The 26,475-nt window shown below is 62.2% G+C and carries 21 protein-coding genes and 1 pseudogene; 11 read left to right on the top strand and 11 right to left on the bottom strand.

The annotated features are described in order from the left end of the window. Positions 1-126: 126 nt before the first annotated feature. The 3 genes and pseudogenes from RMO57_RS04230 to RMO57_RS04220 all read right to left on the bottom strand — a co-directional run. Positions 127-432: pseudogene (locus tag RMO57_RS04230) on the bottom strand (ABC transporter permease subunit); the annotation flags it as partial. Between the two features lie 65 nt (positions 433-497). Next, positions 498-1,403, bottom strand: a complete 906-nt coding sequence (locus RMO57_RS04225) for a transporter substrate-binding domain-containing protein (RefSeq protein ID WP_310384523.1) — start codon at positions 1,401-1,403, stop codon at positions 498-500. Between the two features lie 126 nt (positions 1,404-1,529). Further along, entirely contained in the window at positions 1,530-2,441 is a 912-nt protein-coding gene (locus RMO57_RS04220; protein WP_310384521.1) for a LysR substrate-binding domain-containing protein, read from the bottom strand. Between the two features lie 169 nt (positions 2,442-2,610). On the opposite strand from RMO57_RS04220, the gene RMO57_RS04215 reads away from it, so the two are divergent. Beyond that, a complete protein-coding gene (locus RMO57_RS04215) occupies positions 2,611-3,294 on the top strand; it encodes a PEP-CTERM sorting domain-containing protein (RefSeq protein WP_310384519.1) in 684 nt (227 codons plus the stop codon). Between the two features lie 4 nt (positions 3,295-3,298). On the opposite strand, the gene RMO57_RS04210 is transcribed toward RMO57_RS04215, so the two are convergent. Continuing rightward, on the bottom strand, positions 3,299-5,137 hold the full coding sequence (locus RMO57_RS04210; protein ID WP_310384516.1) for an ABC transporter ATP-binding protein/permease: 1,839 nt from the start codon (positions 5,135-5,137) through the stop codon (positions 3,299-3,301). A gap of 59 nt (positions 5,138-5,196) precedes the next feature. On the opposite strand from RMO57_RS04210, the gene RMO57_RS04205 reads away from it, so the two are divergent. Then, positions 5,197-5,604: an acyl-CoA thioesterase gene (locus tag RMO57_RS04205; RefSeq protein WP_310384515.1), complete on the top strand. Its 408-nt coding sequence runs from the start codon at positions 5,197-5,199 to the stop codon at positions 5,602-5,604. Here the strand turns inward: RMO57_RS04205 and RMO57_RS04200 are convergent. From RMO57_RS04200 to RMO57_RS04170, 7 genes are all read right to left on the bottom strand, one after another. Then, positions 5,588-6,352 carry an enoyl-CoA hydratase gene (locus RMO57_RS04200; protein WP_310384513.1) on the bottom strand — a complete coding sequence of 255 codons (765 nt, stop codon included), beginning with the start codon at positions 6,350-6,352 and terminating at the stop codon, positions 5,588-5,590. The genes RMO57_RS04205 and RMO57_RS04200 overlap by 17 nt on opposite strands. A 40-nt stretch (positions 6,353-6,392) precedes the next feature. After that, positions 6,393-6,926 (bottom strand): DUF1569 domain-containing protein, encoded by a 534-nt coding sequence (locus RMO57_RS04195; RefSeq protein WP_310384511.1) that lies wholly within the window; start codon positions 6,924-6,926, stop codon positions 6,393-6,395. 1 nt (position 6,927) lies between these two features. Further along, the gene (locus RMO57_RS04190) at positions 6,928-8,142 is read right to left on the bottom strand and encodes an acetyl-CoA C-acyltransferase (RefSeq protein WP_310384509.1); all 1,215 of its coding nucleotides are present in this window, start codon (positions 8,140-8,142) and stop codon (positions 6,928-6,930) included. A 118-nt stretch (positions 8,143-8,260) separates the two neighbouring features. Beyond that, positions 8,261-10,657 carry a 3-hydroxyacyl-CoA dehydrogenase/enoyl-CoA hydratase family protein gene (locus RMO57_RS04185; protein ID WP_310384507.1) on the bottom strand — a complete coding sequence of 799 codons (2,397 nt, stop codon included), beginning with the start codon at positions 10,655-10,657 and terminating at the stop codon, positions 8,261-8,263. A gap of 52 nt (positions 10,658-10,709) precedes the next feature. Next, positions 10,710-11,150, bottom strand: a complete 441-nt coding sequence (locus tag RMO57_RS04180) for a DUF2147 domain-containing protein (protein WP_310384505.1) — start codon at positions 11,148-11,150, stop codon at positions 10,710-10,712. A 42-nt stretch (positions 11,151-11,192) separates the two neighbouring features. Further along, a complete protein-coding gene (locus RMO57_RS04175) occupies positions 11,193-12,983 on the bottom strand; it encodes an acyl-CoA dehydrogenase C-terminal domain-containing protein (protein WP_310384503.1) in 1,791 nt (596 codons plus the stop codon). Positions 12,984-13,011: 28 nt separating this feature from the next. Further along, positions 13,012-13,680: a TetR/AcrR family transcriptional regulator gene (locus RMO57_RS04170; protein WP_310384501.1), complete on the bottom strand. Its 669-nt coding sequence runs from the start codon at positions 13,678-13,680 to the stop codon at positions 13,012-13,014. A gap of 337 nt (positions 13,681-14,017) precedes the next feature. Between RMO57_RS04170 and RMO57_RS04165 the strand changes: the two genes are divergently transcribed. The 9 genes from RMO57_RS04165 (at position 14,018) to RMO57_RS04125 (ending at position 26,417) form a co-directional block, all read left to right on the top strand. Continuing rightward, positions 14,018-14,575 (top strand): HNH endonuclease, encoded by a 558-nt coding sequence (locus RMO57_RS04165; RefSeq protein WP_310384525.1) that lies wholly within the window; start codon positions 14,018-14,020, stop codon positions 14,573-14,575. A 68-nt stretch (positions 14,576-14,643) separates the two neighbouring features. Continuing rightward, positions 14,644-15,138, top strand: a complete 495-nt coding sequence (locus tag RMO57_RS04160) for a glycine zipper 2TM domain-containing protein (protein WP_310384499.1) — start codon at positions 14,644-14,646, stop codon at positions 15,136-15,138. Between the two features lie 330 nt (positions 15,139-15,468). Beyond that, positions 15,469-15,969, top strand: a complete 501-nt coding sequence (locus RMO57_RS04155; RefSeq protein WP_310384497.1) for a hypothetical protein — start codon at positions 15,469-15,471, stop codon at positions 15,967-15,969. 59 nt (positions 15,970-16,028) lie between these two features. Further along, the gene (locus RMO57_RS04150) at positions 16,029-16,391 is read left to right on the top strand and encodes a response regulator (RefSeq protein ID WP_310384495.1); all 363 of its coding nucleotides are present in this window, start codon (positions 16,029-16,031) and stop codon (positions 16,389-16,391) included. A gap of 41 nt (positions 16,392-16,432) precedes the next feature. After that, entirely contained in the window at positions 16,433-16,789 is a 357-nt protein-coding gene (locus RMO57_RS04145) for an STAS domain-containing protein (protein ID WP_310384494.1), read from the top strand. Continuing rightward, on the top strand, positions 16,780-19,062 hold the full coding sequence (locus RMO57_RS04140; protein ID WP_310384493.1) for a chemotaxis protein CheA: 2,283 nt from the start codon (positions 16,780-16,782) through the stop codon (positions 19,060-19,062). Before RMO57_RS04145 ends, RMO57_RS04140 begins: the two co-directional genes overlap by 10 nt. A 24-nt stretch (positions 19,063-19,086) precedes the next feature. Further along, positions 19,087-21,960 (top strand): methyl-accepting chemotaxis protein, encoded by a 2,874-nt coding sequence (locus tag RMO57_RS04135; RefSeq protein WP_310384491.1) that lies wholly within the window; start codon positions 19,087-19,089, stop codon positions 21,958-21,960. Between the two features lie 57 nt (positions 21,961-22,017). Continuing rightward, the gene (locus RMO57_RS04130; protein WP_310384489.1) at positions 22,018-24,480 is read left to right on the top strand and encodes a methyl-accepting chemotaxis protein; all 2,463 of its coding nucleotides are present in this window, start codon (positions 22,018-22,020) and stop codon (positions 24,478-24,480) included. Positions 24,481-24,530: 50 nt separating this feature from the next. Then, positions 24,531-26,417 (top strand): PAS domain-containing protein, encoded by a 1,887-nt coding sequence (locus RMO57_RS04125; protein WP_310384487.1) that lies wholly within the window; start codon positions 24,531-24,533, stop codon positions 26,415-26,417. The last annotated feature ends 58 nt before the right edge of the window (positions 26,418-26,475 follow it).

Below are 26,475 nucleotides of genomic sequence, written 5' to 3'. Positions count from 1 at the left end.
GCCTTAGATACACAAAAAAGATACACAAAACTTCACAATCCGTAAATAACCTGAATCCGTCAAGACTATTGCCTAAAGCTCAGACAGACATATTGATGCAAAACTTGCTCACCTTTCCCCTATCGGCGACGGCAGCACGTGATACCAGAGAAAGACTTGAACCAGCAGCGGCACATTGCGAAATAGCTCGGTCCAGGCATCACCGATCAACACCAGCCACTTGTTCGGCGTGGTGCGCAAAATGCCCATCAGCACGCCGAAGACCAGCGCCACGACCAGAGCCAGCGCTGAAACGCTGAGCGTCCAGCCCCAGGCGGACAGCATCCAGTCTAGGTAGGTGATGTCACCGCCTTTGCCAAAGCAGCTGGCGACCACCTCACCTTCAATCGTGTCCTTGCAGAACACCTGCCAATCCCAATTCGCCACTGTCATCTCCCATCAAAAAAGTTGAGGCCGCCGGTTGTCCACCAGGCGGCCTCCAGGTCCGATGCTGTGCCTTATTTCTTGGCGTACGACTCAGCCGGATTGTCATTCGGCGTAGCCCAGGCGGCCTTGGTGTTGTCGTTCACCGGCATGCCGACCTTGACGTTGGCAGGCGGAATTGGCTGCTCGAACCACTTGCTCCAGGTCTTGGCGATGTCGCCGGACTTCATCTGGGCCATGATGCTGTCGTCGACGGCCTTCTTGAAGGCCGGGTCGTCCTTGCGGATCATGATGGCGATGGGCTCAACCGCCAGCACTTCGCCGACGATTTTGAAGTCGGCCGGGTTCTTGGCCTTGGCGATATTGCCGGCCAGGATGGCGCCGTCCATCACAAAGGCGTCGGCGCGGCCCGACTCCAGCAGCAAGAAGCTGTCGGCATGGTCCTTGCCGAACACTTCCTTGAAGTCAACACCGGTGGCGCGCTCGTTCTTGCGCAGGGTCTGCACCGAGGTGGTGCCGGTGGTGGTGGCGACGCTCTTGCCGTTCAGCTGGGCGATGCCGGTGATGCCGGAATTGGCCTTGACGGCAATGCGCACCTCTTCAACAAAAGTGGTCACGGCGAACGCCACATCTTTTTGACGCGCCGCGTTGTTGGTGGTGGAGCCGCACTCGATGTCGACCGTGCCGTTTTGCACCAACGGGATGCGGTTTTGCGAGGTTACCGGCTGGTACTTGACGTCCAGCTTGGCCAGGCCCAGCGACTTCTGCACATCGGCCAGCACCTTTTGGCAGATCTCGACATGGTAGCCAACGAACTTGCCATCACCCAGGGTGTAGGACAGCGCACCGGAAGACTCGCGCACACCCATGGTGGCGCTGCCGCTGTCCTTGATTTTCTTCAAGGTGTCGGCGTGAACCAGGCCGCTAGCCAGGCCACCCACCGCAGCCAGGGCAAGCACCAGCAATGTCTTCTTGGTCATAAACACTCCAGATTCAGTTTTCGGGTTTCGCATACAGCCCGCATCTTAGGGGCACAGCGGCCACTTCACAGGCCGCGCGGAATACGTGTTTTCACGCATGGTCGGATCGGCTACTGGTCTGTTCGGCTATTCGGTCAAGAAGGTCCAAAGCGCTTGGGCCACCGGCTTGTTGCGCCTTGAAAGCTCGGGGCGTTCGCGGTAGATGCGCAGCTCCATCGTCAGCTCAAACTCGCCAACGGCAGCGGCCCGCACCAGATTCCTGGCCGCCAATTCTTTCTTGACCGAGCTGGACGGCAGAAAAGTCAGGCCATGGCCTTCGAGCGCCATCGCTTTCAAGCCTTCGGCCATGTCGGTTTCGTAAATAGCGTCCAGATTCAGCGGCACCGCGGAGGCTTTGGCGATCAACTCGACCAGGCGCCCCAGATAGGCGCCCGAGGCATAACTCAGAAAAGGGATCTTCTGGCCCGGCCGGCCGGGCAACCTGAACATCGGCTCGCCGCTGAAGTCGGCCTTGGCATAGGCGGCCAAGACTTCCTGCCCCAGCGAGGCCATCTGATAACGCTCCGGGTCCAGCTGCAGCGGCTGGCTGGCATGGTGGTAGACGATCAGCAAGTCGCAATTGCTTTCGCTCAGCTGCAACATCGCGTCATGCACATTGAGGGCATTGAGGCGGCATTTGAGAGCGCCGAAACGCTGGCGCAAATCCATCAACCAATGCGGAAAGAAGCTGAAGGCCAGCGAGTGCGGCACCGCGAACTCGATCATGTCCTGCCCGGCCGATTGATGGCTGCGCAGCATATTGCGCGTCGCCTGCAGATTGCCCAAAATTTCAACCGCTTGACCCAGCAGCGTCTCGCCGGCGCCGGTCAAACGGGTGGGGTAGCTTGAGCGGTCCACCAAGTCCACGCCGGCCCAGGCTTCCAGCGCCTGAATACGGCGCGAGAACGCCGGTTGGGTGACATGCCGGACTTGGGCAGAACGCGAAAAGCTGCGCGTCTCGGCCAAGCTCACAAAATCTTCAAGCCATTTGGTTTCCACGCGACGCAGTGTAGCCGCCCTGCCATTTGGATTAGCGCATACCCTGAGCAGGGGGTGCTAACCCCCTGATTGAAGGGGGTCAGACCGGCACGGACTTGCATGCAGCTGCGTACAGTCCACCCGTAGACTCGTAGACTGACGATTATTCACGCCCACTCGGAGCAAACCCATGCTTGCAGCAAAATCCCTGATTGCCGCCGCCACAATAGCCCTGTCCTTGCCGACATTGGCCGGCACCACCTTGTTGGATTTCGAGAGCGTCTCGGCCGTCACCACGGCCCTGAACGTCAGCAATCCCTACAGTGGCCTGGGCATCAATTTCAGCGCCAACGCCTACAGCGCGGTCAGCGACAAAGCGCGCGTCAATCCCGGTGATGGAAGTTTCTACAAGGATTTACAACCGGACGGCAAGACCGACAACCGCGGTGCACTTGTTTTGTGGGACGGGAAATCGGGGCAAGGAGAAGGTATCTTTTCTTTCCTCATCAATGTGGCGGATGGCTTCGATACCAGCGTCGACTTGAGTTACGCCACCGGGTTATTCAACGGCGGCCAGGTAGAAGTTTTCAGCGATTTGGACGGCGGTGGCTCGGCGGTGGCCGGGCTTGCATTGACGGCAACCGGTAGCTGCGAAAACCCTGCCTACATCTGCAAATGGAACGACGCAACGATTGGCTTGCAGGGCAAGGTCGGCCACTCGATTCGGTTCACGGGCAGCAATGCGCTGCTGATTTTCGATGACCTGAAATTCCAGCGGAATGGCCAACAAGTGCCCGAGCCCGGCGGCGTGGCGCTGAGTCTGGCCGCCTTGGGCGCGCTGGCCTGGTGCCGCAGCAAGCGGCGCGCCGCCTGAGGCTTCAGCCGGCGGCTGGCTCAGCCGCCGGCTCCGTCGTCTCGCCCCCACTCTGCTGCAGCCGCCACATCCGCGCATAGGTCCCCTGCAGCGCCAGCAGCGCCTCGTGATGACCGCGCTCGATGATGTGGCCGGCCTCCAGCACCAAGATCTCATGCGCGTCGACGATGGTGGACAAGCGGTGGGCGATCACCAACACCGTCTTGTTCTGCGCCGCCGATTCCAGCTCGGCCTGGATGGCGCGCTCATTGGTCGAGTCCAGCGCCGAGGTCGCCTCGTCAAAAATCAACAGCGGCGGATTCTTCAGCAAGGTGCGGGCAATCGCCACGCGCTGCTTCTCGCCGCCGCTGAGCTTGAGCCCGCGCTCACCGACCATGGTGGCGTAGCCCTTAGGCGTGCCACTGATGAAAGCATGGATATGCGCCGCCCGCGCCGCCTCCTCCACTTCCGCTTGACTCGCGCCCGGCCGGCCATAGGCGATGTTGTAGGCCACCGTGTCGTTGAACAGCACCGTGTCTTGCGGCACGATGCCAATAGTGCGGCGCAAGCTGCTTTGCGTCACATCGCGCAGCTCCTGGCCGTCGATGGTGATGCGGCCGGCGTCGATGTCGTAGAAGCGATAGAGCAGGCGCGCCAAGGTGCTCTTGCCGGAACCGCTGGGGCCCACCACGGCGACCTTCTTGCCGGCCGGGATCTCGAAGCTGATGCCGTGCAGAATCGGCCGCTCCTTGTCATAGGCGAAGCTGACCGACTCGAAGCGCACCGCCGCGCCCGTCACTGCTAACTCCGCGGCCCCGGCCACATCGGCGACCTCGCGCTCGCGCTCCAGCAGGCCGAACATCTTGTCCAGATCGGTCAGGCTTTGCTTGATCTCGCGGTAGATCACGCCGAGGAAATTCAGCGGGATATAGAGCTGGATCATGAAGGCGTTGACCATCACCAAGTCACCCAAGCTCATCGTGCCCGCCACCACGCCGACGGTAGCGCGCCACAACATCAAGACCAGGGCGGTGGCGATGATCAGCTGCTGGCCGGTGTTGAGCAGGGACAAGGTCGATTGCGCCTTCAGTTGCACACGGCGCAGCTTCTCCAGGCTCTCGTCATAGCGCCCCGCTTCGAAGTCTTCGTTGTTGAAGTACTTGACCGTCTCGTAGTTCAACAGCGAGTCTATCGCCCGGCTGTGCGCGACCGAATCCAACTCGTTGAGCTGCTTGCGGAACTTGGTGCGCCACTCGGTCACGAGCACCGTGAACGTGATGTAGAGCGCCAGTGCGGTCAGCGTGATGTAGGCAAACCAGGCGTCGAACTTGATCGCCAGCAGCGTCAGCACCAGCGTCACCTCGATCAGCGTCGGCACGATGCTGTAGAGCGAATAGGAGATCAGCGAATGCACGGCGCGGGTGCCGCGCTCGATGTCGCGCGTCATGCCTCCCGTCTGGCGCTCCAGATGGAAGCGCAGGCTGAGTGCGTGCAAATGACGGAATACCTGCAGGGAGATGCTGCGCGCCGTGCCCTCGGTCGCCTTGGCGAAGATCAGCTCCCTCAATTCGGTGAACAACGAGGTCATCAAACGCAGCGCGCCGTAAGCGACCAGCAGGCCCAGCGGCACGACGGCCATGCTGGCGGCCGAACCCGGCTTGATCGCCAGACTGTCGACCAGCGACTTCAGCAACAGCGGCACGGCCACATTGCTGAGCTTGGCGAACAACATGAAGCTCAGGGCGAAGCCAACCCGCCAGCGGTAGCGCCACAGATAAGGCAACAGCTTGGCGATCGTCGCCCAGTCGCTGCGCGGGCCGCCCTTGCTAGGGGAATCAGGGGATGGCTCTGGACTGCGTCGCATCTGTTGTTTTATTTTTGGGCTGTGGCCGAGAATGGTGAGCAATTCTCTCAGGAACCGATATGACAGACCCAAGCAACTCCCTCACCCCCGCCATGCCGCGCGAACTCGTCTTGCGCGTGATGCCGATGCCGGCCGACGCCAATCACAACGGCGATGTGTTCGGCGGCTGGATCATGGCGCAGGTGGATATTGCCGGCTCGATTCTGCCGGCCCGCATTTCCAAAGGGCGCGTGGCGACCGTGGCGGTGAAGGAGTTTTTGTTCAAGCAGCCGGTGTCGATCGGCGACTTGCTGTCCTTTTACTCACAGGTGACGCGGGTCGGGCGCACCTCGATCACCGTGCAAGTAGAGGTGGTGGCCGAGCGCAACCCGGCCAATCCGGAAGTGGTCAAAGTGACCGAGGCGCAGCTGACCTATGTGGCGATTGACCATCAGGGCAAGCCGCGTCAGTTCAATCAAACTTCGTGAAGTCCGGCTGGCGCTTCTGGAAGAAGGCCTGAAAAGCCTCCATCGCCTCGGGTGAGCGCAAGCGAGCGCCGAAAATTTCGGCCTCCACCTTGATCGTCTCAATCACCTGCTCGGCGCTGTGGCGGCGCATCAGGCGCTTGCTTTCGCGCACCGCGCTCGGTGCCAAGGCATTGAAGCGCTCGGCCACGCGGCGGGCATAAGCGACCACTTCGCCGGCCGCCAGCACGCCATTGGCAATGCCGCATTCGACCGCGTCGGCGCCGGTGAACGGGTCGCCGAACAGCAATTTTTCAGACGCTTTGGCGTGGCCCATCAAACTGGGCACGATCAGGCTGGACGCGAACTCGGGCACCAGCCCCAAGCCGACAAACGGCATGGCCAGGCGCGAATCGTCGGCCACGTAGACGAAATCGCAATGCAAAAGCAGGGTGGTGCCGATGCCGATCGCGGCGCCATTGACGGCGGCGATCACCGGCTTTTCGCAGCCGACCAAGGCACGCATGAACTGGAACACCGGCGCGTCTTCATCGCGTGGTGGGCTGCTCATGAAGTCTTCGATGTCATTGCCCGACGTGAACACGGAGGGCTGACCCTGGATCAGCACCGCGCGCACCGTCTTGTCGGTATTGGCGGCCACCAGGGCGTCGGCCATGGCCGTGTACATCGCGCGGGTCAGCGCATTCTTCTTCTCGGGGCGGGCGATTTCAATCGTGGCCACACCGTTGACGATGGCGGTTTTGATGCTCATGGGCTTGTCTCCAAATTTCGGGGGATTGTGACTCAACAACTCAGGCCGCCCGGACCAGCTGCTGCCAGTGATTGGCCAGATGCATCAGATGCGCGCGCTCGAACTCATCTCGCGTCAATGGGCCATAGGCGAAGTGCGGTGCCAGCGGGCCTTGGTGCGACGCAAACGCATCCATCGCGTCGAGCAGACGCTGCACCGACGACTTCAGGCTGCGCTCGGCGTCGAGCGCCGGCGCGCCGGGAATAGGCTCGTCCAGGCTGTGCGACATCGCGCCGCGCGCATTGAACAAGGTCCAGGCGGCAACACCCAAGCTGGCACGAAACCACGCCGGCTTCATTTCAGGGAAGCCGGCGATTGAGAACTCGATGCTTTGCGCCAGATGCTGTAGCAGCTGCGCCAGTGTCCAGGGGCTGTCTTGCAGCGTCTTGGGCGGGCTGAACAGCAACTCGAACACCGCCTTGCGCGCCTGTTTCCAGGTCGCGAAGGCGGGGTTGAGGTCGCCCTGACAACCGGCGAGCAGGGCCGGCGCAGCCAGCAAGACCGCGCCGCGCAGAACCGTTCGCCGGTTTGTCATATCAGAGCCGTTCGATGATGCCGGCAGCACCCTGACCGGCGCCGACGCACATCGTCACCATGCCGTACTTCTCACCGGTGCGGCGCAGGCCGTGGATCACCGAAGCGGCGCGGATGGCGCCGGTGGCGCCCAGCGGGTGACCCAAGGCGATCGCGCCGCCGTTCGGGTTCACCTTGCTGCGGTCGAGCACGATGCCCTTGCTGTCGAGGTCGTTCAAAACGGCCAGCGACTGCGCGGCAAACGCTTCGTTCAACTCGATCCAGCCCAGGTCTTGAGCCTTCAGGCCGGCTAACTTCAAGGCCGCAGGGATGGCCTCGATCGGGCCAATGCCCATGATCTCGGGCGGCACGCCGCGCACCGCGAAGCTCACGAAGCGAGCCAGCGGTGTCAGGCCGAAGCGCTTGACCGCCGCTTCGGAGGCGACGATCAAGGCACCGGCACCGTCCGAAGTCTGCGAGCTGTTGCCCGCAGTGACCGAGCCCTTGGCGGCGAACACCGCGCGCAGCTTGGCCAGACCTGCCAGCGTGGTGTCGCGGCGCGGGCCTTCGTCGGTGTCGACCATGCGGCGACGCTCATTGATGGCCCCGTCGAGCAGATTCGGCAGGCGCTCGATGATCTCGAACGGGGTCATCTCGTCCTTGAAGGCACCCGACTCGATCGCGGCCAGCGCACGCAGATGCGATTGCAGCGCGAACTCGTCTTGCGCTTCGCGGCTGATCTTCCACTGCTGAGCGACCTTCTCGGCAGTCAGGCCCATGCCGTAGGCCAGGCCCAGATTCTCATCACGCTCAAAGATCGCGGGAGAAAAGGACGGCTTGTAGCCGCCCATCGGCACCATGCTCATCGACTCGACACCGGCGGCGATCATCACCTCGGCCTCGCCGACGCGGATGCGATCGGCGGCCATTTGCAAGGCGGTGATGCCGGACGCGCAGTAGCGATTGACCGTCACGCCGCCGACCGTGTTGGGCAGGCCGGCCAGCACCGCGCCGACACGGGCGATATTCATGCCCTGCTCGCCTTCGGGGAAGGAGCAGCCGACGATGGCATCCTCAATGGCGGACGGGTCAAGACCGGGCACTTGTGCCAAAGCGGCTTGAATCACCCGCGCCAGCATTTCGTCCGGACGGGTGTTTTTGTAATAGCCCCGGCCCGACTTGCCGATCGGCAGACGGGTGGCGGCGCAGATATACGCTTCTTGAACTTGCTTGCTCATGATCTGTTCCTTGCAGAATATTTTTTGGGACGCAGAGCCCGCTGAGTTCCGCAGAGATCGCAGAGAAATTCACTCTGCGCGCTCTGCGTTCCTCTGCGAACTCTGCGTCCTCTGAAACTTAGTTGCGAACTGGTTTACCTGTTTGCAGCATGCCCATGATGCGTTCCTGAGTCTTGGGGTGCTCAAGCAGCGAGCAGAAATGCTTGCGCTCCAGCGACATCAAATACTCTTCCGACACCAGCGAGCCGGCTTCGACCGCGCCGCCGCAGACCACATCGGCGATCAGGCTGGCGAGGTAGAAGTCATGCGCGCTGATGAAGCCGCCGTCACGCATATTGACCAGCTGACCCTTGATGGTGGCGATGCCGGAGCGGCCCGCCACCGGGAACAGCGCCCGCAGCGGCGCGCGGTAGCCGGACTCGGCCATCGCCTTGACCTGCGCCGTGGCGACATGCAGCAACTCGTCCTTGTTCGGCACGATCACGTCACTGTCGAGCAAGAAGCCATTCTTGCGTGCTTCCAGCGCCGAGGTCGCGACCTTGGCCATGGCTGCCGTCGTGAACCCGTCCTTCAGGAAAGCAAAAATGTCGGCATTGGCATTGCCGGCCGCCGCCATTTCGGCCGCGCGGCGAGCGATATAAGTCAGGCCACCGGCGCCGGGGATCAAGCCCACGCCAACTTCGACCAAACCGACATAACTCTCCATATGCGCGACACGGCGCGCGCAATGCACGGCCAACTCGCAGCCGCCGCCCAGCGCCAGGCCGCGCATTGCGGCCACCACCGGCACGCTCGCATACCGGATGCGCAGCATCGCGTCTTGCAGCTTCTTCTCTTCGGGTGCGTTGCCCTTGGCGCCCGACTTCATGAAGACAGGCATCAGCGCTTCGAGGTTGGCGCCGGCCGAGAACACATCATCCGGCGACCAGATCACCAAGCCCTTGTAGCCGGTTTCGGCGATTTCCACAGCCTTCAGCAAGCCTTCGGTCACGGTCGGGCTGATCAGGTGCAGCTTGGCGGTGATCGACGCGATCACGACCTCGTTGTCCAAGGTCCAGACACGCAGCTCTTCGTTCTTGAACAGCTCGGTGCCTGCCTTCAAGGCGTCCACTGCACCTTCGCCGAACAAGGCCTCGGGGAAGGCTTGACGCTGGTAAACCGGCAGCTCGGTGCGGGGCTTGAATTTGCCCTCGGCCGCGCTCCAGGACCCGGCCGCGCTGTGCACGCCGCCGTTGTCGGCCACTGGGCCGTCAGTCACCCAGGCCGGCAGCGCAGCGCTGGACAAGGTCTTGCCGGCGGCGATGTCTTCGGCCACCCACTCGGCCACTTGCTTCCAACCGGCTTGTTGCCAAAGCTCGAACGGGCCTTGGGACGAGCCGAAACCCCAGCGCATCGCGAAGTCGATCTCGCGCGCCGTGTCGGCCACCGTGTCCAGATGCACAGCGCAGTAATGGAAACTGTCGCGCAGGATGGCCCACAGGAATTGAGCCTGCGGATTGGTGGACTCGCGCAGCAGCTTGATGCGATCGGCAGCGGGCTTTTTCAGCATGCGGGCGACGATCTCGTCGGCCTTTTTGCCACCCGCGACATATTCACCGCTGGTCGTGTCCAGACGCATGATGTCCTTGCCGACCTTTTTGTAGAAGCCGGCGCCGGTCTTCTGACCCAGGGCGCCCTTCTCAATCAGACCGGCCAACACAGCCGGCGTCGCATAGGTCGAATAGAAGGGGTCGTCCTTCAGATTCTCTTGCATGGTCTTGACGACATGGGCCATCGTGTCCAGGCCCACCACGTCCGCCGTGCGGAAGGTGCCGCTGGAGGCTCGGCCGAGCTTCTTGCCGGTCAGGTCATCAACCAGGTCAACGCTCAAGCCAAACTTCTCGGCTTCGATCATCGTGGCCATCATGCCGGCGATGCCGACCCGGTTGGCGACGAAGTTAGGCGTGTCATTGGCGCGCACAACGCCCTTGCCCAGGCCCGAAGTCACGAATGACTCCAGTTGGTCAATCACGGCCGGCAGCGTGGTCGGCGTATTGATCAACTCGACCAGATACATATAGCGCGGTGGGTTGAAGAAATGGATGCCGCAAAAACGCGGCTTGATTTCTTCCGGCAACGCTTCGGCCAGCTTGGTGATGGACAGACCCGAGGTGTTCGAAGCCACGATCGCGTGCGGAGCGACGAAGGGCGCGATCTTCTTGTAGAGATCAAGCTTCCAGTCCATCCGCTCGGCGATCGCCTCGATGATCAGATCGCACTCGCCCAGCAGCGCCAGATGCTCTTCGTAATTGGCGGCTTGGATCAGCGCCGCGTCTTCGACCACACCCAGTGGTGCGGGCTTGAGCTTGGTCAGGCCGGCAATCGCTTTTGTGACGATGCCATTCTTGGCACCTTCTTTGGCCGGCAGATCGAACAGGATCACCGGGACTTTGAGGTTGACCAGATGGGCGGCGATTTGCGCGCCCATCACACCCGCGCCGAGCACGGCGACTTTACGAACTTGAAAACGACTCACGTTGGATCCTTATGTTTGTTGAAGCAAGCTTGAGGAGCAGCCTATTTTTCGACTACTCGACCCGAATCCAGGTTTGCGTGCGACCCAACATCGGCATGCCGATATAGCCGCGTACTTCCATCTTCTTGCCGCCGTCCACCGGCTTCAAGCGCACCTTGTAGACCTTGCCATTGTTGGGGTCGAGGATGTCACCACCGTCCCACAATTCGCTGTCGCTGCCGCTCTTCTTGACGTCACGCAGGATCGTCATGCCCATCACCGGCTTGTCCTTGCGCTCGTCGCTGCATTTGTCGCACTTGGCGTCGGCCTTGGCCGGGTCCAGCAGCTTCTCGATCACGGCAGAGAACACACCCGCAGTCTCACTGACGCGTACCAAGGACTTCTCGGCCTTGGTTTCATCGTCAATCGTCTTCCACAAGCCGGTCGGGCTGGCCTGTGCCATCGCGAAATTAGCAACAAAACTCAAAACAGCAGCAGCAATCAGTGATTTCATGGTGTCTCCAAAGGTTTTAGTGAACTCGAGGGGCTTGGCGAATCAGAACAGCTCTTCTTCCATTTCCATCAAGGAAGGCAGGCCAGCGCGCGCCGTGCGGATCAACATCGCCGTCTCGGGCAGCAGCTTCGCAAAATAGAAGCGCGCTGTCGAGAGCTTGGCGGTATAAAACTTGTCGCCGCTGGCTTGCTTTTCCAACGCTACCTTGGCCATGCGGGCCCAGAAGTAGGCAAAGGTCAGGTGACCCACCACGCGCAGATAGTCCACCGCCGCAGCGCCGACTTCGTCCGGATTGGCGAAGGCCTTCATGCCGATTTCGGTGGTCAGCTTGGTGACCTTGTCGCCCAGGTCGGCCAGCGGGTTGATGAACTCCTGCATCGCCTCATTGGTGCCTTCGGCCTCGACAAAGGCGGCGATCTTGGCGCCGAACATGCGCAGCTTGGCGCCGTTGTCGCCCAGCACCTTGCGGCCCAACAAGTCCAGCGACTGGATGGTGTTGGTGCCTTCATAGATCATATTGATGCGCGCATCGCGCACGAACTGCTCCATGCCCCACTCGTGGATGAAGCCGTGGCCGCCAAACACTTGCATGCAGTGCGAGGTGGCGATCCAGCCGTTGTCGGTGATGAAGGCCTTGATGATGGGCGTCAGCAGCGAGACTTCGTCTTCGGCTTCCTTGCGTTCGTCTTCGTCGTCCGAGGCCAGCGCCTTGTCCAGCGTCAAGGCCACATAGGTCGCCAGTGCGCGGCCGCCTTCGGCATAGGCACGCGCGGTCAACAGCATCTTGCGCACATCGGGGTGCACGATGATGGAGTCGGCCGCCTTCTCGGGCGACTTCGGGCCACTCAAGGCGCGCATCTGGATGCGGTCCTTGGCATAAGCCGCGGCGTTTTGATAGGCCACTTCGGTCAGTCCGAGTGACTGGTTACCCACACCGAGGCGGGCCGCATTCATCATCACGAACATCGCCGCCAAGCCCTTGTTGGGCGCGCCGACCATGGTGCCGACCGCGTCTTCCAAGACCATCTGGCAGGTCGAGTTGGCGTGAATGCCCATCTTGTGCTCAAGGCCGCCGCAGAACACGCCGTTGCGCGTGCCAAGCGTTCCATCGGCATTGACATTGAACTTGGGCACGATAAAGAGCGAAATGCCCTTCGAGCCTTCGGGCGCGCCGGGCAGGCGGGCCAGCACCAGGTGAACGATGTTGGCGGCCAGATCATGCTCGCCGGCCGAGATGAAGATCTTGGCGCCGGTGATTTTGTAAGTGCCGTCGGCCTGCGGTTCGGCCTTGCTGCGCAGCAAGCCCAGATCGGTGCCGCAATGCGATTCGGTCAAGCACATGGTGCCGGTCCATTCGCCGCTGGTCAGCTTGGGCAGGTAAAGCGCCTTTTGCTCCGGGGTGCCGTGCGCGTGCAGCGCCTCGTAGGCACCGTGGCTCAGGCCCGGATACATGGTCCAGGCCTGATTGGCCGAGTTCAGCATCTCGTAAAACGCCTGGTTGACCACCAGCGGCAGGCCTTGGCCGCCGTATTCAGGGTCACAGCCCAGCGCCGGCCAGCCGCCTTCTACATACTTGGCGTAGGCTTCCTTGAAGCCCTTGGGCGGCGTCACCTCATGGGTGGTTTTGTCCAGCGTGCAGCCTTCGGCGTCGCCGCTCAAATTCAAGGGTGCCAGCACCTCGGAGGCGAACTTACCGCCCTCTTCCAACACCGCATTGATGGTGTCAGCGTCGATGTCGGCATGGGCCGGCAGCATTTTGAGCTCTTCGACCACACTCAATACTTCGTGCATCACAAATTGCATGTCGCGCAGTGGGGGGTTGTAGATCGGCATTGCGTACTCCAGGTTAAAACTTGCGGGATCAGGCGTGCTTTTTCAGAGCAGCCTTGGATTTGAATTTCGGCTGGGGCTGCGCGTCAATCTGCAAGCCCAGTGGTGTTGCGTAGTAGTGAATCGCGCGCTCAAAACCCAGGCCGGCACGGCCCACGGCACCGGGGTTGCGCATGAATCTGGCGTCGTGGTGCAGGGACAGGATCAGCCCGTGCAGCTCGAACAAGATTTGATCGACATCGGCGTCGGCGTGCAGGTGGCCGGCCTCTTGCGCCAGCACGATCGCCTTGTGCAGGGCGGCATGCCAGTCGCGCACCATCGCCACCAAGGCGTCGCGCACCGGGCCCGGTCTGTCATCAAACTCGACCGCGCCGCTGATGTAGATGCAGCCGGAATCGACCTCGACCGAAACCCGCCCCACCCAACGCTCGAACAAAGCACGCAGCCGCGGCAGGCCGCGCGCCTCGCGGATGGCAGTGAAGAACACCTCCTCCTCGAACTTGGCGTGGTATTCCATCACCACCGCAATCTGCAGCTCCTCGCGCGAGCCGAAATGGGCGAACACGCCCGACTTGCTCATCTTCGTCACGTCGGCCAGGGCACCAATCGACAAACCCTCCAAACCCATATGCGAAGCCAGACCCAGTGCGGCCTCCAAAATGATGGCGCGGGTGTGCAGGCCTTTTTGCAGCGAACGCACCACCCGTGCAGGCTTGAGCCGCGGCTGCGGGGCCGGCTCAGACTGAGGGACAGAGGATGCAGAAACAGACACAGGCATTTTCCAGGGCTAGATCAGGTTCGCCATAATAAAACGAACGATCGTTCTATTTTGCAGAATCTTGGCCCTCAGCGCCTAACTATTTGCGGCGAATTTTTAGGGGTCGCCGCCTAAAAAGTCACGCACCACCAATAGTTTGGCTGGGCTGCGTGACCGCGCTTTGACAGCGTGGCGCCGCGCCCACTTGGCCGCACCCACGCGCGCTGCGCTTGAGTCGGGACACAGATATGAAGTACGCTCAAGCTTGGAGGTCATCACCTTGGACGTGCTGCAACTGGATATTTCTGGTCGACCGCAAGCCTGGATCACGACGCGCGAGGCGGCCGTGATCTACGCCAGCGACGGCGTTGCCTGGACGCTGGGCGATCCCTGCCAAGTCTTGCGCGGGGGTTTCCAGCGCCGCACTGGCATGCAGTCACGCATCGAGGTGCACCCCATCATTGCGGTGCGCGGCAGCGTCCCCAGCCGCGCTTGGCGCCAGGCACCGGCCTTGTCAAACGCCAAATTGTTCGCTCGCGATCGCTATGTCTGCGCTTATTGCGGCCACAGCTTTCAAGCCGACGATCTGACTTGCGAGCATATTCAACCCAGCTCGCGCGGCGGCTCCGACAGCTGGATGAACTGCATCACCGCCTGCCGCGGCTGCAACGGCCGCAAGGGCAGCCGTCTACCCGAAGAGGCTCATATGAGCCTGCTTTACCTGCCCTATGTGCCGAGCTTGCACGAAGACATGATTCTGCGCGGGCGCCGCATCCTGGTCGACCAGATGGAGTTTTTGCTGGCCAGCGTGCCGCGTTCGAGCCGGCTGCACGCTTGACCCCGGCCTGTCAACGACGGCCGCCAACGCTGCGTTGAGCTCGCTCAAGTTCCCAGGAGTTCCGTCAGATGAAAAAATTCGCCCTCGTCACCGCCAGCCTGATCGCCCTGGCTGCACTGAGTGCTTGCTCGACCAGCAGCCCCGATGTGATCCAGCGCCGTGACACCCAGTCGATGTCGCAAGTGCTTGACGCCAACGTGCTGTCGGTGCGCAGTGTGACGGTCGAGGGTTCGCAAAGTGGTGGCGGCGCCGTCGCCGGCGGGGTGGTCGGCGGCATCGCCGGCTCGGCGGTGGGCGGGCGCAAGGAAGGGCAAATCATTGGCGTGCTCGGTGCCGTCGCCGGCGCCATGCTGGGCAATGCAATCGAGCGCAGCGGCACCCAGGAGCAAGCGGTTGAAATTTTGCTGCAGCTGCGCAATGGTGAGCGGCGTGCCGTCGTGCAGGCCAAGGGCGCCGACGGCTTCAAGCCGGGCGACGCGGTGATCCTGATCACCACCGGCGGCAAGACCCGCGTCACGCGCGCGCCCGAGCTCGCCGCCGGCGCGCCAGCCAAGCAAAACTGACCCGCTTCAAGCCGGCCCCTGAAGGCTGGCCGGCGCGGGATGCGTCTGGCCAGCCCTCCGCTTCAGACTCAAGCGCCGATGCTGGGCACCGGTGTTTGCCACTTGCCGCCGCAGGTGGGCGGCCGATTTCCGCCTCCCAACACCGCGCCGACAGTAACCCCGCCAAGCCCGCTGAAGGCTAGAAGCAGCGGGGGGATCGTGCGTATTGCTGGTTAAACAGCGCGCATCTTCGGGCTTCACCCAGGGGCTTGAACGGTGAAACTCGCTAGTCATTGCGGTGCGCGGTCACCGTTGAACGACAAGTCATGGTTTGTATCTGAAAGGCAGTGAATGAGGCAACGACCTGAGGCGGCTATCGGCCCCGAAGCTGCGCCTCACGGCGTGGCGCTGATGGCGGAGCACGTCATGCCGATCTGGGCCCGTCAACTGGAGGCGATACAAAGCACGCTGCAAAGCGGTTCGGTCGAGTTGCTGAGCAACTTCGCCAGCATCTTCGAGCTGCAGGACCAGCTGCACAGCAAGTGCGCCGAATTGCCGCCAGCCAGTGTTCACACCGAAGCACTGCAACAAATCGACCTCGACCTGCAAGCCCAGTGCGAGCGCGCGCTGCATGGGCTGCAATTCGCCGACCGCCTGTCTCAGATGGTTGAAATTCTGCACAAGAACATCGCCTGTTTTGCCACCGAATTGCCCGCCATGGCCGACGCCGGCGCGGCCGAGCAAGCAGCCTGGACGGAGGCCTTCGAGGCCAGCTTCACCACCGAAGAACAGCACTTGTTTCATCACGGCAAGTCCGCCCCGCCGCGTCAAGACAAGGTCGAGTACTTCTGAATTTCTTTTTTTACCGACTTGATTCACCACTTTGATTCTCAAGCAATGAAGAGGACACCATGAGCAAAACCATTCTGGTCGTTGACGACTCCGGCAGCTTCCGCACCGTCGTGAAGCTGGCACTGATGAAGGCCGGCTACAGCGTCGTTGAAGCCGTTGACGGCAAAGACGCCTGCACCAAGCTTGACGGCAAGATCAATCTGATCGTCTGCGACGTCAATATGCCCAATATGGACGGGCTGGAGTTCCTGCGCCATGTCAAGACGATTGCTGCCTACAAGTTCACCCCGGTGATCATGCTGACGACCGAATCGCAAGAGGCCAAAAAGGCCGAGGGCCGCGCGGCCGGCGCCAAAGCGTGGATCACCAAGCCCTTTCAGCCTTCGCAGCTGGTCGACGCAGTGAACAAGCTCTGCGTCTAGGCGCTTCAGGCCGGCCATTTTTCTCTCAACCGGAGCCCGCCATGCTGGACTCGACCACCGCAACTGCAGCCGCGCCGCCCTTCAGCCTCGCACTGGGGCCCGAACTGACGATTGCCCAAGCGGCGGACACCCACGGCCTGCTGCTGGAAACGCTGAGTCGCCTGGATGGCTTGCATCTCAGCATCGACCTCAGCGGCGTCAGCGACTTCGACAGTTCAGCCATCCAACTGCTGCTGGCCACCCAGCGCAGCCTGCAGGAGCGCGCGGCGCAGCTGACGTTGCACTCGCCGAGTGCCGTGGTCCTGGCGGCCTTGAGCTGCTATGGGCTGGACGCCCAAATGAAGGCCGTCCGGTGGGTGCCCACCCATGCAGCGAGCGAGGAATCCCCATGTCAATGACCGACGACGACGCCGAGATACTGGCCATCGCAAGAGACGGCTTTCTGGACGAGGCGCAGGAAATGCTGCGCCAATTCGAAGCAGGCTTGCTGGTGCTGGAGAACAACCCGGACGACTCGGAGAGCCTGAATTCGGCCTTCCGCGCCGCCCACACCATCAAGGGCACGGCCGGCATGTTTGGCTGCGACGCGGTGGTCACCTTCACCCACGAAGCCGAGACTTTGCTGGAAGCCTTGCGCTCCAACCAGCGCCAGCTGGACGGTGACGTGGTCGCCGCACTGCTGGAAAGCCGCGACCAGATCGAGCTGCTGCTGGGCGAGGTGCAAAGCGGCGACAGCGACCCGGCCGTGGCCGCCGCCAGCGCAGCATTGGCAGTCCGCTTACGTGCCTTGTTAGGGGCGCCCGAACCTGAACCGGCCTTGGCCCCTGTCGCGACCGCCCTGCCGGTCGCGGCGGCAGCTTCAGTCGGCAACAAGCTCTGGCATCTGTCATTGCGTTTCTTCCCAGACGCGCTGCGCAACGGCCTCGACCCGCTGTCCTTTTTGCGCTATCTCGCCACGCTGGGCGAGGTCAAGGCCATCACCACCTTGAGTGGCGCCGTGCCGGCGTTGGAGGCGCTGGATGCCGAGGCCTGCTACCTGGGCTTCGAGTTGCGCTTCGACAGCCAAGCCACGCTGGACGAAATCGCCCGCGTGTTCGAGTTCGCGGCCGAAGACAGCAGTATCCAGATCCTGCCGCCCGGCACCGCCCCGGCCGCCTTCGAGTCGCTGGCCACCTTGCGCTGCGGCGACGACGCCCAAACACGTTCTGACTTGTTTGACTGCTGGCGCGCGATGGGCATGCATTTTGATTTGCGCGTCGAGGTGGTCGGTGCGCCGGCCGGTGAAGCAGCACCCGTTTTGGTGCCGCATATCGAACGCCGCGCCGAAAGCACACAGCGCAAAGCCAGCGACCGCCGCAGCGGCGAAGGCGAGCGCCGCGAAGGCGGGCGTGACCGCCGCGCCGGCGACGAGACCCGCTTTGTGCGCGTGCGTGCCGACAAGCTCGACAAGCTGATCGACCTGATCGGCGAGCTGGTGATTGCCGGCTCCGGCGCGCAGATGATTGCCCACCAGGAAGGCGCCGAGGTCTTGCTGGAAGCAACCCAGCGCGTGATGGACCTGGTGCAAGAAACCCGCGACGGCACGCTGGCCCTGCGCATGGTGCCGATCGGCGAAACCTTCGCACGCTTCCAGCGCGTCGTGCGCGATGTCTCCAAACAACTCGGCAAGGAGGTCGATCTGGTCGTCAGCGGTGGCGACACCGAGATGGACAAGTCGATGGTCGACTCGATCGGCGACCCGCTGATGCACCTGGTGCGCAACAGCATGGACCATGGCCTGGAAACCTTCGATGAGCGCCTGGCCACCGGCAAGCCGGCCGCCGGCAAGCTCGCCCTGAATGCGTACCATGAGGCCGGTGCGGTGGTGATTGAAGTCAGCGACGACGGCCGCGGCCTGGCGCGCGAGCGCATCGTCAAGAAAGCGGTCGAACGCGGCTTGATCGCCGAGGGTCAGGTCTTGTCCGACCACGAGGTCTGGCAGCTGATCTTCCAGCCCGGTTTTTCTACCGCTGAAGCCGTCACCGATCTGTCGGGCCGCGGCGTCGGCATGGACGTGGTCAAGCGCAGCATCGAGTCGCTGCGCGGCAGCATCACGCTGACCAGCACTGCCGGACACGGCACCTTGACGCAGATCCGACTGCCGCTGACGCTGGCGATGATCGACGGCTTTTTGACCATGGTCGGCGGCGTCAACTATGTGTTGCCGCTGGCGGCGGTGTCCGAGTGCATCGATGTGCCGGCTGAATGTGCCAGACAAAGCGAGCGGGTCAGCGGCACTTTTGATTTGCGCGGCGAAATCATCCCCTGGCTGGATCTGGCGCGTTTTTACGGCGTCAGCGCGGCTGGCCCTGAAACTGAGCAGAGCCGGCGCCGCAGCGTGGTGGTGGTGCGCGACGGCCCGACCCGCATCGGCCTGATCGTTGACCGTTTGCTGGGCGAGCACCAGACCGTCATCAAACCGCTGTCGGGCATTTTTCAGCACCTGAAGGCGCTGGCCGGCTCAACCATTTTGGGCTCGGGCGAAGTGGCGCTGTTGCTGGATGTGTCGGGGCTGTTTGCGGCCGCCATCAGGGGCAGCAAGAGCGGCAACAAGAGCGGCAACAAGGGCGGCAACCTCAAGCCTCAAAAGAACAGCGCTGCGCCGGATTCGAGCACGGCCACCACGCACTGACAGCCCGCCTTTAGAAGTTAAACCATGATCAACTTTCTGCGCAAATTCAAACTTTGGCAGCGCTTTCTGGCGCTTGGTCTTGTCGGCCTCTTGAGCTGCGCGATCCCCTTCAGCCTGGTCGTCACAAGCAGCAATAGCCAGGTGCAAATCGCGGTAGCCGAAGACGCAGGCATTGGCCCGGTGAATGCGGCGGTCGACCTGATTCGGCAGCTGCAAACGCACCGGGGTTTGTCCAGCTTGGCCTTGAACGGCGATCGCGCAGCGCAAGAACAGCGCCGTGCGGCCGAGGCCGAAGTCGGCACGGCTTTGGCCGCCTTGCAAAAAGAGTTGGCGCAGCATGCTGACTTGAAGCAGGCGAACCAGCAAGGGGCAAGCCTGGAGCCGCTGTGGGGCGAACTGCTGACCCGAGTCGGTGCGCGCAGCATTGAGGCGCCGGCCAGCTTCGCCGCACACAGTGCCTTGGTGGGCAAGGCCTTGCTCTTGATCGAGTCCATCGCGGACGAGTCAGGCTTGTCACTCGACCCCGAAGCAGCCAGCTACTTTTTGATGACGGCCGCCACCGACTACCTGCCCCATTTGGCCGAGAGCGTCGCTCTGCAACGCGGCAAGGGCACCGCCATGCTCGGTTTGCTGCTGGCCGGCAAAGACATCGATGCGGCCGAAAAAGCCTCCCTGCTTGAGCTGGTACGCAGCGGTGATGCCTTGCGAGAGCGCATTGAACGCCAGTTCAAGAAAGTCTTAGCGATCGAACCGGGCCTCCAGCCCGCGCTCAACACCTCCTTCAAAGAGGCCAACCAGTCGGCCCAAGCCTTCGCCAGCCGGTTGCGCAGCGAGCTTGGCGCAAGCAAGCCCAGTGCCTCGACTCAGGAGCTCTTTGCGGCAGGCACCAAGGCGGTGGAAGCTCAGTTCGCTTTGGTCAAGGTCAGCAGTGACGCATTGAAGAAATTGTTGCAACAACGTGTGGCCCTCAATGAACGGCAGCGCAATCGACTGGCCGCGGGCATCGGCGCCTTGCTCTTGGTCAGCCTGACGCTCGGCCTGGCAATTGTTCGCTCCGTGACCCAACCCGTCGCGCGGGCGCTCGCAGCCGCCGATGCGGTGGCTCAAGGTGATATGAACTTCAACACCGCCGACCGCAGTCACGATGAGGTGGGTCAATTGCTCAGCAGCTTGAGCCTGATGCAAGGCAATTTGCGCGCGCGGATGGCAAGCGATGCAGCCCTGGCCGCCGAAACCGGCCGCATCAAGCAAGCGCTGGATGTGTGCTCGACCAATGTGATGATCGCCGACCCCGACCTCAACATCATTTACATGAACCGGTCGGTGACCCAGATGATGCAGGGCAATGAGGCCGAGTTGAAAAAGGCCTTGCCTAACTTCAATGCTAGACAGCTGATGGGCGCCAATATCGACGGCTTCCATAAAAACCCCGGCCACCAGCGCGGCATGTTGGCCAAGCTGCAGACCGAATACAAAACGCAGATCAAGGTCGCCAGCCTCGACTTCAGCCTGATGGCCAACCCCATCATCGACGCATCAGGCCAGCGCCTGGGCACGGTGGTGGAGTGGCGCGACATGACGCAGGAATTGCTGGCCCGCGAGAAGGAGTTGGCACTGGCCGCCGAGAACGCCCGCATCAAACAAGCGCTGGACGTGGCGGCGATGCCGGTGCGGATCTCGGCGCAAGACGGCACCATCGTCTACGTCAACGAGGCCTTGATGCGCATCTTGCGGCGCGACGAGGCGGCCTTCCGCGCCGAGCAGCCGTCCTTCGATGCAAGCAAAGTGCTGGGCGGCTCGATCGGCATGTTCTACCGTGACTCGGCCGGTGCACTTGAGCGCCTGAGTCGGCTGACCGACACCGCCGAAGTCTCCATGATCTTGGGTGGGCGAAATTACGATGTCACCACCTCACCGATCCGCGATGCACAAGGCCACTCGGTTGGCACCGTCGGCCAGTGGCAAGACCGCACCGAGCAACTGGCGGCGGAGCGCGAGTTTGACGCCCTGGCCAGCGCCGCCACCGAGGGCGACCTGGGTCAGCGCATTCCGCTCGAAGGCAAGCAAGGCTTTTTCAAGCAAATCGGTGAGAAGTTCAATGGCTTGATCGACACCATCAGCCACACCATCCGCGAAGTGCGGGCCTCGGCCGACCAGCTCGGCGGCGCCTCGGACCAGGTCTCGCAGACCTCGCAGTCTTTGTCGCATTCGGCCTCGCAGCAGGCCGCCAGCGTCGAAGAAACCACCGCCTCGCTACAAGAGATGGCCGCCTCGGTCAAACAGAACTCCGACAGCGCCAACATCACCGACGGCATGGCCACCAAGGCCGCACGTGAGGCGATGGAAGGCGGCCAAGCGGTCAGTCAGACGGTCGACGCGATGAAGCAAATCGCCACCAAGATTTCCATCATTGATGACATTGCCTACCAAACCAATTTGCTGGCCTTGAACGCCGCGATCGAAGCGGCCCGCGCCGGCGAGCACGGCAAGGGCTTTGCGGTGGTGGCGGCCGAGGTCAGGAAGCTGGCCGAGCGCAGCCAGGTGGCCGCGCAGGAGATCGGCTTGCTTGCGAGCAATAGCGTCAAGCTGGCCGAAAAAGCCGGCACGCTGCTGACGAATATGGTGCCGTCGATCCAAAAAACCTCGGAGCTGGTGCAAGAGATTTCAGCCGCGTCGAGCGAGCAGTCGCAAGGCGTGGCGCAGATCAACGGCGCGATGAATCACCTCTCCACTGCAACGCAGCAGACCGCCTCGGCGTCGGAACAGTTGTCGGCCACGGCGGAAGAACTGTCGGCGCAGGCGGCGCAGCTGCAAGAACAGGTGGCCTTTTTCAGGCTGGCCGATGACGGTGCCAACAGCGGCCGTAGCAAAGACGTCCGCAGACCCGGCCAACGCTGAGTTGCACGCAAAAAAAGTCGTTCGCTCGACACCCAATCACTCCCAGGAGCAATGCAAATGTCAATCGCAAACATGAAAGTCGGCCAGCGACTGGGACTGGCATTCGCCATTGTCCTGGCACTCCTTTTGGCCTGCGTGGGTATCGGCTTGTATGAGCTGCGCGCAATGAACGATGACATGGAGCACCTGAGTCAGGACATCATCAAAAAGACCGCCCTGATCAATCACATGTCGGAAAGCGTTCACGTTGCTCAGCGAGTCGGCCGCAGCATGATTCTTCTACAAGACAAAGCGGCCATGGAGGGCGAGCGGCCCAAGGTTGCGGCTGCACGCAAGTCCTATAGCGACGCGCTTTCGGCGCTCGAAAAGATGCCGATCTCCGATGAGGGCAAGCTCTTGCTGGCAACCGTCAAGGAAAAGGCCGCCGTGACGCGCCCACTGCTAGACCAGGCGATGGACTTGGCGACCAGCAACAAGGCCGAGGCCACTCGGGTCATCCTGGAACAGGTCAGCCCCGCAGCCATGCTGTGGCAAGCAGAACTCCGGGCATTCCAGGATCTGCAAGCCAAACGTGCCGACGCTGATGTTGAGAAAAGCGGCCAAACCTATCAAGCTGCCCAGCGCGCATTGCTGGGCATCGCCGTGCTCGCGCTTGCGATCGGCATCGGTGCGGCTTGGGCCGTCACCCGTAGCATCACTCTGCCGCTGGTTCGGGCCATCAAAGCCGCTGGCGCGATCGGCTCGGGCGAGCTCAACAACGACATTCCGACCGATGGTCGTGACGAGCCCGGCCTGCTCTTGGCCTCATTGGCCGGCATGCAAGATCTGCTGCGCAGCCGCAATGAACGCGACGCTGCAGTTGCGGCCGAAACCGGCCGCATCAAGCAAGCACTCGATGTCTGTTCGACCAATGTGATGATCGCCGACGTTGACCTCAACATCATCTATATGAACCGCTCCGTCACGCAGATGATGCAGGGCAACGAGGCCGAGCTGAAAAAGGGCCTGCCCAACTTCAATGCCCGACAGCTGATCGGCGCCAATATCGACGGTTTCCACAAAAACCCCGGCCACCAGCGCGGCATGCTGGCTCAACTGCAGAGTGAATATAAAACCCAGATCAAGGTCTCCAGCCTGGACTTTGGTCTGATCGCCAACCCCATCATTGACAGCGCCGGCAAGCGCCTGGGCACGGTGGTCGAATGGAAAGACCTCACCCAAGAATTGGCCGCGCGCGATCGTGAACAGGCCTTGGCGGCCGAGACTGCGCGCATCAAGCAAGCGCTGGACATCTGCTCCACCAATGTGATGATTGCCGACCCGGACGGCAACGTCATTTACAACAATGTCTCGGCCGCGCAAATGATGCAAAGAAACGAAGCCGAGCTGCGCAAGGCTTTGCCGGCCTTTGATGCCCGCCGCATCGTCGGCAGCAATTTCGACCAGTTCCACCGTAACCCGGCGCATCAGCGCAATCTGCTCGGCCATCTGAAGCAGGAATACAAGACCGAGATCAAGGTCAGCAGCCTGACTTTTTCTTTGATCGCCAACCCGATCAATGACAGCAAGGGAGTTCGCCTGGGCACGGTGGTGGAGTGGAAGGACCGCACGGCGGAGGTGGCGGCCGAGGTCGAGGTCGGCCTGATGGTGGACGGCGCCAACGGCGGCGACTTTGCCAACCGGATCGATCTGGACGGCAAGGAGCCGTTCTTCAAGATGTTGGGCGAGAAGTTCAACTCGCTGGTCGAGACCGTCAGCACGACGATCCGCGATGTGCGCACCGCTGCAGACCAGTTAGGTGGCGCCTCAGACCAGGTCTCGCAGACCTCACAGAGCTTGTCGCATTCGGCCTCACAGCAGGCCGCCAGTGTCGAGCAAACCACCGCCAGTCTGCAAGAGATGGCCGCCTCGGTGAAGCAGAATTCAGACAGCGCCAACATCACCGACGGCATGGCCACCAAGGCTGCCCGCGAGGCGATGGAAGGCGGGCAAGCGGTCGCTCAGACGGTCGACGCGATGAAGCAGATCGCCACCAAGATTTCCATCATCGATGACATCGCCTACCAAACCAATTTGCTGGCCTTGAACGCTGCGATCGAAGCGGCCAGAGCGGGTGAACATGGCAAGGGCTTCGCGGTGGTGGCGGCCGAGGTCAGGAAGCTGGCCGAGCGCAGCCAGGTGGCCGCGCAAGAGATCGGCACGCTGGCCACCAATAGCGTCAAGCTGGCCGAAAAGGCCGGCACGCTGTTGACGAATATGGTGCCGTCGATCCAAAAAACCTCGGAGCTGGTGCAGGAGATTTCGGCCGCGTCGAGCGAGCAGTCGCAAGGCGTGGCGCAGATCAACGGCGCGATGAATCACCTCTCCACCGCCACGCAGCAGACGGCGTCCGCCTCGGAGCAGTTGTCGGCTACGGCCGAAGAGTTGTCGGCGCAAGCGGCGCAGTTGCAAGAGCAGATGGCCTTCTTCAGGCTGGCTGATGACGGCCAAGCAGCCAAGCGCAAGCCGGGCAAACGCTGAGTTTCAGCGAACAGTACACCGTCACCCAAGCACCACTTTGAGAGCCCTTCATGCGTAGCAATCTACCTATCACTCAGCAGGAATATGTGCTGAAAGAAGGCATGACCATCGTGTCACGCACCGACCTCAAAGGCCGCATCATTTATATCAACGATGACTTCATCGAGGCCAGCGGCTTCGTTGAAGCCGAGTTGATCGGCCAGCCCCACAACCTGGTGCGCCACCCCGACATGCCGGAAGAAGCCTTCGACGATATGTGGAAGGTGCTGAAGGACGGCCGGCCCTGGACCGGCATGGTCAAGAACCGCTGCAAGAACGGCGACTTTTACTGGGTGGTGGCCAACGCCACGCCGGTCAAGGAAGGTGACGCGGTGGTCGGCTATATGTCGGTGCGCACCCGGCCCAGCCAGGACCAGCTGGCCGCCGCCGACGCGCTGTACCGCAAATTCAAGCACGGCAAGGCGCAAGGCTGGGTGATACGCGATGGCAAAGGCGTGCGTACGGGGCTGGTGGACAGTGTGCAACGCGGCCTGGGCGCCTTGAGCTTGGGCCACACAGCCCTGCTGTGTGCGCTGTTTCTGACGGCTGGCGGCTTGGGCTTGGGCCTCGCTTGGCCGGCCATGAATTTATGGCTCGGCGGGCCGGCCTTGGCCGTGGCTGTGCTGGGCGCGTGGTGCTTGAGGGCCATGGTCCAGCGGCTTGGCAAGACCTTGAGCCGTGCCGCCGGCCAGTTCGAGCAATTCGGCCAGGGCCGCTTTGACGGCGTCGTTCACGTCAGTGGCCGTGACGAGTTATCTACCATGATGCTGGCGCTCAAGCGCGTGCAGACCCGGCTGGGCTTCGAGTTTGCCGACACCAAAAAGCGCGCTGACGATGCCGAGCGCATCCGCCAGGCCCTGGATGTGGCCGCCACCAATATGATGGTGGCCGACCCCGGCTACAACATCATCTATGGCAACGCCTCGCTGCGCGCGATGCTGGCCGCCGCCGAGGCAGACATCCGCAAGGACCTGCCGAACTTCAACGCGGCCACCTTGATGGGCACCAATATCGACGGCTTCCACAAGAACCCGGCCCACCAGCGCGGCCTGCTCGACCGCTTGACCGGCGCCCACAAGACGCGGCTGAACATCGGCGGGCGCCGCTTCGATTTGATCGTCAACCCGGTGATCGCGGCCGGCAAGCGCCTGGGCACGGTGGTGGAATGGCAGGACATGACGGCCGAGCTGGCAGCTCTTGAGCGCGCGGCGCTGCTGGCGGCGGAGAACTCACGCGTCAAGCAAGCGCTGGACATCTGCTCGACCAATGTGATGATCGCCGACCCCGACGGCAACATCATCTACAACAACGCCTCGGCCGCGCAGATGATGCAGCGCAACGAGAGTGAGTTGCGCAAGGTGTTGCCGCAGTTCAATGCGCGCGCCATCGTCGGCTCCAACTTTGATCAGTTTCACCGTAACCCCAGCCATCAGCGCAATCTGCTGGGTGCATTGAAGGGCGAGTACAAGACCGAACTGAAGGTCAGCAGCCTGACCTTTGGGCTGACCGCCAACCCGATCAATGACAGCGCCGGCGTCCGCTTGGGCACGGTGGTGGAGTGGAAAGACCGGACGATTGAAGTTTCGGTCGAGAACGAAATCGGCGGCATGGTGGACGGCGCCACCAACGGCGACTTTGCTCAGCGCGTGCCGCTCGAAGGCAAGGAGCCCTTCTTCAAGATGCTGGGCGAGAAATTCAACTCGCTGGTGGAAACGGTCAGCACCACCATCCGCGAGGTGCGCGTCGTCTCGAGCCACTCCGGCAGAAAGACCGGATACAAAATGCGATTGACATCGGGCGGAACTGTCAATTCGGGCCCGCAGATTCCTTGGATATGGCGTCCCTGCCCGGCAGCCATCTCAAGAACGATATTGCCGGTGAATCCTGCGTCTCGCTGAATCAAGACGGGACCGGGAAACGTTGTGCCGCGAGGCCACTTGGTGACATCGTCTTTGC

Origin of the sequence: Roseateles sp., from assembly GCF_031397715.1 — a bacterium.
GTDB lineage: Bacteria > Pseudomonadota > Gammaproteobacteria > Burkholderiales > Burkholderiaceae_C > Paucibacter_A.
Note: the sequence above shows the minus strand (reverse complement) of the source record. Positions and strands in the feature narration are given on the sequence as shown.